This window comes from Mycolicibacterium arseniciresistens (genome assembly GCF_030519285.1).
Lineage (GTDB): Bacteria > Actinomycetota > Actinomycetes > Mycobacteriales > Mycobacteriaceae > Mycobacterium > Mycobacterium arseniciresistens.
Map to the genome: position 1 here is coordinate 1 of NZ_JAUMSQ010000350.1, position 5946 is coordinate 5946.

Here is a 5946-nt window from a genome sequence, read left to right on the forward strand (position 1 = left end):
GCCGCCGGAGTCGAAGGCGCCCAAGCCGAGCAAGCGAGGCTCGCTGCTGGGCAACCGGCAGTCGGTCATTTTGATCGCGGTCATCGCCGTCGCGGCGATCGTCGGTGGCCTCGCGGGCGCCGAATTGTATGCCCGCAGCCGAGCCGACAGCATCCTGGTCGAGGTCGCCGAATGCGTGGTCGATGACGGCGCCACCATCTCCTTCGGCGTCAACCCGCCGTTCCTGTGGCAGCACATCACCGGCCACTACACGAACATCTCCGTCGTCACCGCCGGTGACCGCGTGCAGAGCGCCGACGGGATGACCGCGGACGTCACCCTCGAGGACATCCGGCTGCAGGAGACCGCCGACTCCAAGGGCGCGATCGGGTCGCTGAACGCGACGCTCACGTGGAAGTCGGCCGGTATCAAGGACACCGTGGCGGACAACCTGCCCGGCGTCGGCAGCCTGGTCACGGGCGTGCGGACGGACCCCGCGGCGGGCACGATCATCCTCGACGCGGGCGACTACAGCGTGACGGCCAAACCCGTCGTCGCCGACGGCAACCTCGACCTGCAGGTTCTCGACGTCAACGGGCCGCTGCCGAAGGACACGGTGCAGTCGGCGCTGAACGACCTCACCAAGAAGCTGAACGACAACTACCCGCTCGGCATCCACGCCGACAGCGTCGAGGTCACCGACACCGGCGTCGTGGGCACCTTCTCCAGTCAGAACGCGTCGATCCCCAAGGAGGACGCCGATCCCTGCTTCGCCCGGCTCTGAGCGCCGTCTACATCGGCGGTGGCGGCAGGGGTGGCGGCGGTGGGGTCAACCGGCCCGCGGCGAAGGCAGCGCCCTGATGGGTCAGGCCGTTGGCGACGTACAGGCCGTGCAGATGCCCGTCGGCGCCCGGACTGCAGATCGGGTCGCCCGGCACACACAGGTTCAGTGACTTCGCCGCCAGCGGCTCGCTGAGCGGGACGGCGGTGGCGCCGTACTTGCGCAGCACCTGATCCGTCGGCTTGCCGAAATAGACCACGGCGGCGATGTGCTCACCGACCTCCGGGGGCAGCGGCGCGGGCACCGCCTCGGGCGGGAGGCCCTGCGGCGCGGTTCCGGAGGCGACGAAATCCGCCACGACCGCGCCCTGGGAGTACCCGCCGAGCACGATCCTGGTGGCCGGGCAGGCCGCCGCGGTGTTCTGGATGTGCACGGCCGCGTCCCGGGCGCCGTCCACGACGGTCCGCTGGAAATCCGGGCTGGCGAAGTCGCCGGAGGCCGCGTAGTTCACCGGATACACCGCCAGGCTCCGCATGCCGAGATGCCACCGGAGCGCGTCGACGAAGGACTGTCCCGGTGCGCCGACACCGAACGGCTCGTTGGTGCCGCGAGCGAACACCACCTCGACGTCGGTACACGGCGGCGGCTGCGCGGACGCCGGTGCCGGCCCCGCCAGCAGCGCGAACATCGAGGTCACAGCCGCGCCCACCACGGTTGCGCCGCGCCGGAAGCCGTATGCCCACGGGCGCACCCGTGCCTGTGAAGTCAAAAAAGCCACCGAAAAGTCCCCACCCCGTCGCAGAATCCCGGACCCGGCGTGAATGTTAGCTGCTGCCGGCGAGGCGTGTGGGCGGGTTTCGACGCAGGGCCGGGCGGGGTACCTCAAGGCATCGGCCCGGGCTTCCGGGCCGGATCGCCAACGAAGGAGTGGGCACCGTGAGCGGCACCGATAAAGCGAAGAACAAGATCGAAGACCTCGGCGGCAAGGCCAAGGAAACCCTGGGGCGCGCGACGGGCGACCGGACGACCGAGAACGAGGGCCGCGGCGATCAGTCGAAGGCGAGCCTCAAGGACGCCGGCGAGAAGGTCAAGGACGCGTTCAAGAAGTAATCGCATCACCCCCGGTCGTTGACCGGGTTCTGGAAGCGCGCCCATGACGGTTTTGGTCCGTTGTGGGCGCGCTTCGTGCGTTGGTGACGCAAGCCCGGGTCAACCGCCCAGCGTCACCGGTATCTCGTCGCTCAACCGGTAGCCATCGGCGAGCGGCAGGTCATCACCGCTCCAGAACTTACCCGGGTCGAACCAGCTGTAGTGCTTCTCCGTGGTGAGCAACCCCATCTGCTCGTACGTGATGGCCACCGTCTCGGCGCAGTAGGCGGTCTGCAGGCCGGCGTTCACCTTCTCGGCCTTCCTGCGCTGCGCGGCGGTGCGAACTTTGCGGTCCACGAACGGGATTCCCCGCACCCAGTCACTCGCCGTGGGAACGCGACCACGGAACCATCGGCCGGTCAGTCGGGCGGTCGACGGGAACGGCGTGCCGTCCATGCGGGCGATCACCTTGAGTGCCAGGTCCTCCTGCTCGCGCGTCGCGTACGGGCTGAGCTGACGCAGCCAGCACCGCTGCCCGTAGTTCTGCATCCACCGCTCGGCGGCCTCCCGGGCATCGTTGAGCTGGACGCCGCGGTGATGGTCGCCGGTCCACAGGTCGAGGAGCTTGTCGCCGAGTTCGGCATGCCAGATCAGCGGCGGCATGTCGTCGACGGCCACCGTCATGCCGACATGGTTGACCGGCGCGTTCGTCATCGTCTGGATCGCCCGGTCCGGACCGGAAGCGCCGCGGAACAGCCAGATGTCACCCGTGCGGGTCTCGTTCAGCGCCTGCGTCAGCGACACCGTGTTCGCACTCACCAGCGCAGCTTAGGCACACTGTCGATCATGCGGAGCATCTGGAAGTGGGTTGGGCTGGCCGGTGTGGCGGGCGTGGTGGCCGGGGGTGCGCTGGTGGCGCGGGACCAGCGCAAGCGCAATGCGTATACCGCCGATGACATCCGCGCCCGCTTGCACAAGCGGCTGGAGGAGGCTGACCGCGCCTAGTCGGAGACCGCGTAGAGCCGGTAGGACCCCTTGAATCCTTTGAGCTCCGCGTCGCGGCCCTCGTCGAACGTGACACCGTCGCAGTCGGCGCCCTCACAGGCATCGCGCACCGAATCGCTGACCAGGATCTCGCCGCCCTCTGCCTGTGCGGCCACCCGGGCGGCCAGTGCCACGTTGCGGCCGAACAGGTCCTCACCGCGACGCACCGACTTGCCCGAGTGGATACCGATGCGCACCCGAATGCCGTTCGGCCGCTTGCTCAGTGCGCGCTGCAGGTCGACGGCGCAGCGCACCGCCTGATCCGGCTGGGCGAACGCCACCATGAAGCCGTCGCCCTGACTCTTGACGACGTGGCCGCCGTGGTTCTTGACGTGCCGTTGCACCAGGCGGGCGTGCCCGCTGATCAGCCGTGTCCAGGCTCGGTCGCCGATCCGGTTGTTGAGCGTGGTGGAGTCCTCGATGTCGGAGAACATGATCGCCACCTTGCCGTCGGGGGCTAGCCGGGCCAGGTCGGGTCGCTCCACCTCGAACCAGTCGGCGAGGTCCTCGATCGATGTCCGGATGGCACCGCCGAAGCCCTTCTCGCGGACCAGGGTGGCGGTCTGCCACATCGTCTTGACCGCTTCACGGCCTCCGCTCAGGAGCATGTTGCGGGTGTCGTATCGACGGTGCAGCTCCTCGGCCTCCTGGCGACTGCGCGTCAGGAGTACCCACAGCACCGCGATGGCCACGGCCTCTGCCGCCGCGACGGCGCCGAGCGCGTAGGCGGCGATCTGCAATCCGCTCACTGCTGTCCGGCTAGCTGAACGCGTTGGTGATCGTGGCCATGTCGAAGTAGTCGCGCCATGCCGCGATTCTGCCGTCTGCGATCTCGAACACCCCCATCACGGGTAGTTCGATGTCGGCGCCGCCGGGTCGGCGCATGACGTCGGTGCGTTCGTTCATCACCAGGTCGCCCATGCTCACCTGCCGATGTACCCGGAACTCGAGGTGCTCGAAGTTACCGAGGAAGTCGCGAATGTACTCCTCGATAGCCGCCCGGCCCTGCACCGCGGGCAACGGGATGTTGTGATAGACAGCGTCTTCGGTGAAGAAGCCGGCCAACTCACGGGGGTCGGGAGAGGTCCACCGGCCGCAGAAGTCGGTGACGAGTTCGTCCGCGGATCGCGTCATGCGTCGACTAAACGCGAGCGTCCGCCCGGAAAGCAAGCCTCAGACTCCGGTCGACGATCCCGGTCGCACGATCATCAGGATGGTCACCGCCACCCACAGCAGGTTGAAGATGCCGGTGGTCATGGCGAGTCGCGGCACCGTCGCTCCGTCCAGCACCGCGCGCTGATCGGGCAGGATGCTCGCGACGAGGACGGCGGCGGCGATCGCGGTGAGCGCGATCGAGACCAGCACCCAGGCCTGCGTCAGCACGCCCATCGACAGCGCGGTGCCGATGCCGAGGAGGGGCACCGCCACTCCGACGATCGCGTATGTGCGGCAGATCCTGTGGAGGGCGATCGTCACCGGCCCGGCCGCGGAGTCCGAGCCTGCGGCGGCGCGCGCGTAGCGCGGGAAGATGCTCGCCGCGACGGCGATCGGGCCGATGGCGAGAATCGCCAGCACCACGTGCAGGCTCAGGAAGACGGCGGACATCGGCGTCGACGTTAAGCGACGGCGGGTCGACCGAACGCCGCCTGGACGGACACGATGCGCTGGAATCCGGACACGGGCACGGATGCGTCGGTTGTCCACAGCGGCCTTTTTCGGCTGTTGCGTGTCGTACCCCTCTGCCATAATCGAATGTATGTTCGATCCGGCGCAGGCGAGTTTCGACGAGGTGCTGACCTCGCCGCGCCCGCGGTTGGTCGAGGCCGATGCGCTAATCGCCGATCTGGTGGCGGCCGCGCGTCGGGAGAACCAGCAGGCCGCGACTCGGTTGACGATCATCGGTGACCTCTACGGGCTGCGGATTACTCAGCGTGACGAGATCAGTGACCAATGGGCGGTGGACACCGAGTGCGCGGTGGCCGCCGAAGTCGCCGCCGCGCTGAACATCGGGCACGGGTCAGCGGCCATCCAGGTCAATCTGGCCCGCGGGTTGCGGGAACGGCTCCCGCTGGTGGCAGCGGTGTTCCGGGCAGGCGATCTCAGCCTGTCCATCGTCGATGTGTTGCTGCATCGCACCAGCTTGATCACCGACCCTGACATCCTCGCTGGCGTCGACGCACGGTTGGCGGGTGCGGCGGCGCGGTTGATGACACTGAGTCACGGTCAGCTGTGCGGGCATGTCGACCGGATCATCGCCCGCCAGGATCGGGATGCGGTGCGGCGACGCAAGCGGGCCCGGGAGCTCCGCGAGTTCTGGGTCAACGACGGCCTCGACGGGATGAGCACCTTCGGCGGCACCATGAGCACCGTCGATGCTCAGATCTTCCAGCGGAGTGTCGACGCGATGGCCGACACCGTATGCCCCGATGACCCCCGCACCAGGCGGCAGCGTCGTGTCGATGCGATCGCCGCGGTGTGCAGCGGCGCTGAACGCCTGGGATGCCAATGCGGCAACGCTGCTTGCCCGAAGAAGGACGCCGTCGCCGTCCCGTTCGTCATCCACACCATCACCGGCCCCAACACCGATGGTGGGGGTGCCGCCGACACTGAAGCCTCCGCCGAAGAGGCGGACGTCTCGGCCGAGACCGCCGACATAGACGCTGAAACGGATACCGACGCCGACGGCCCGGTCGAGCCTGTTGGCGTGGACGACGCCGAGTCCGACACCCCGGCCCACACCGTGGCCGACACCAAGGCCGACGCCGAGTCCGACACCCCGGCCCACACCGTGGCCGACACCAAGGGCGACGCCGAGTCCGACACCACGGCCGACACCACCGATGATTCGGTGGCGAGCCTGGTGCACAACGACGGCATCCTGCCGCCCGAACAGGTCGCGCCCCTGGCCGAGCACGCGACGATCCGGCCGCTGATCCATCCCGGTGACGCCGCTCCCGAACCGCGCTACACCCCGTCGCGCAATCTGGCGGAGTTCGTGCGGTGCCGCGACATGGGCTGCCGGTTCCCGGGCTGCGACGTGGCGGCGTTCAGCA

At 68.6% G+C, this 5946-nt stretch carries 9 protein-coding genes; 4 read left to right on the plus strand and 5 right to left on the minus strand.

Annotated features, from left to right (window positions below; genetic code table 11):
- The first annotated feature begins 43 nt into the window (after positions 1-43).
- Complete coding sequence (locus Q2100_RS28045; protein WP_302916680.1) at positions 44-763, plus strand: LmeA family phospholipid-binding protein; 720 nt, start codon at positions 44-46, stop codon at positions 761-763.
- A 7-nt stretch (positions 764-770) separates the two neighbouring features.
- Here the strand turns inward: Q2100_RS28045 and Q2100_RS28050 are convergent, their stop codons facing one another.
- On the minus strand, positions 771-1448 hold the full coding sequence (locus Q2100_RS28050) for a cutinase family protein (RefSeq protein WP_264011338.1): 678 nt from the start codon (positions 1446-1448) through the stop codon (positions 771-773).
- A 248-nt stretch (positions 1449-1696) separates the two neighbouring features.
- On the opposite strand from Q2100_RS28050, the gene Q2100_RS28055 reads away from it, so the two are divergent.
- Positions 1697-1870, plus strand: a complete 174-nt coding sequence (locus Q2100_RS28055) for a CsbD family protein (RefSeq protein WP_264011331.1) — start codon at positions 1697-1699, stop codon at positions 1868-1870.
- A gap of 99 nt (positions 1871-1969) precedes the next feature.
- On the opposite strand, the gene Q2100_RS28060 is transcribed toward Q2100_RS28055, so the two are convergent.
- Positions 1970-2653 carry a guanylate cyclase gene (locus Q2100_RS28060; protein WP_264011337.1) on the minus strand — a complete coding sequence of 228 codons (684 nt, stop codon included), beginning with the start codon at positions 2651-2653 and terminating at the stop codon, positions 1970-1972.
- A gap of 42 nt (positions 2654-2695) precedes the next feature.
- Between Q2100_RS28060 and Q2100_RS28065 the strand changes: the two genes are divergently transcribed.
- On the plus strand, positions 2696-2854 hold the full coding sequence (locus Q2100_RS28065; protein ID WP_302916675.1) for a hypothetical protein: 159 nt from the start codon (positions 2696-2698) through the stop codon (positions 2852-2854).
- Here Q2100_RS28065 and Q2100_RS28070 read toward each other — a convergent pair.
- The 3 genes from Q2100_RS28070 to Q2100_RS28080 are packed head-to-tail and all read right to left on the minus strand — an operon-like array spanning position 2851 to position 4498.
- Entirely contained in the window at positions 2851-3642 is a 792-nt protein-coding gene (locus Q2100_RS28070) for an adenylate/guanylate cyclase domain-containing protein (RefSeq protein WP_302916676.1), read from the minus strand. The genes Q2100_RS28065 and Q2100_RS28070 overlap by 4 nt on opposite strands.
- A 10-nt stretch (positions 3643-3652) precedes the next feature.
- Positions 3653-4027, minus strand: coding sequence for a limonene-1,2-epoxide hydrolase family protein (locus tag Q2100_RS28075; protein WP_302916677.1), 375 nt, complete (start codon positions 4025-4027; stop codon positions 3653-3655).
- Between the two features lie 39 nt (positions 4028-4066).
- Positions 4067-4498, minus strand: a complete 432-nt coding sequence (locus tag Q2100_RS28080; RefSeq protein WP_302916678.1) for a hypothetical protein — start codon at positions 4496-4498, stop codon at positions 4067-4069.
- Positions 4499-4649: 151 nt separating this feature from the next.
- Between Q2100_RS28080 and Q2100_RS28085 the strand changes: the two genes are divergently transcribed.
- A partial coding sequence (locus Q2100_RS28085; RefSeq protein WP_302916679.1) for a DUF222 domain-containing protein occupies positions 4650-5946 on the plus strand: 1297 nt, incomplete at its 3' end.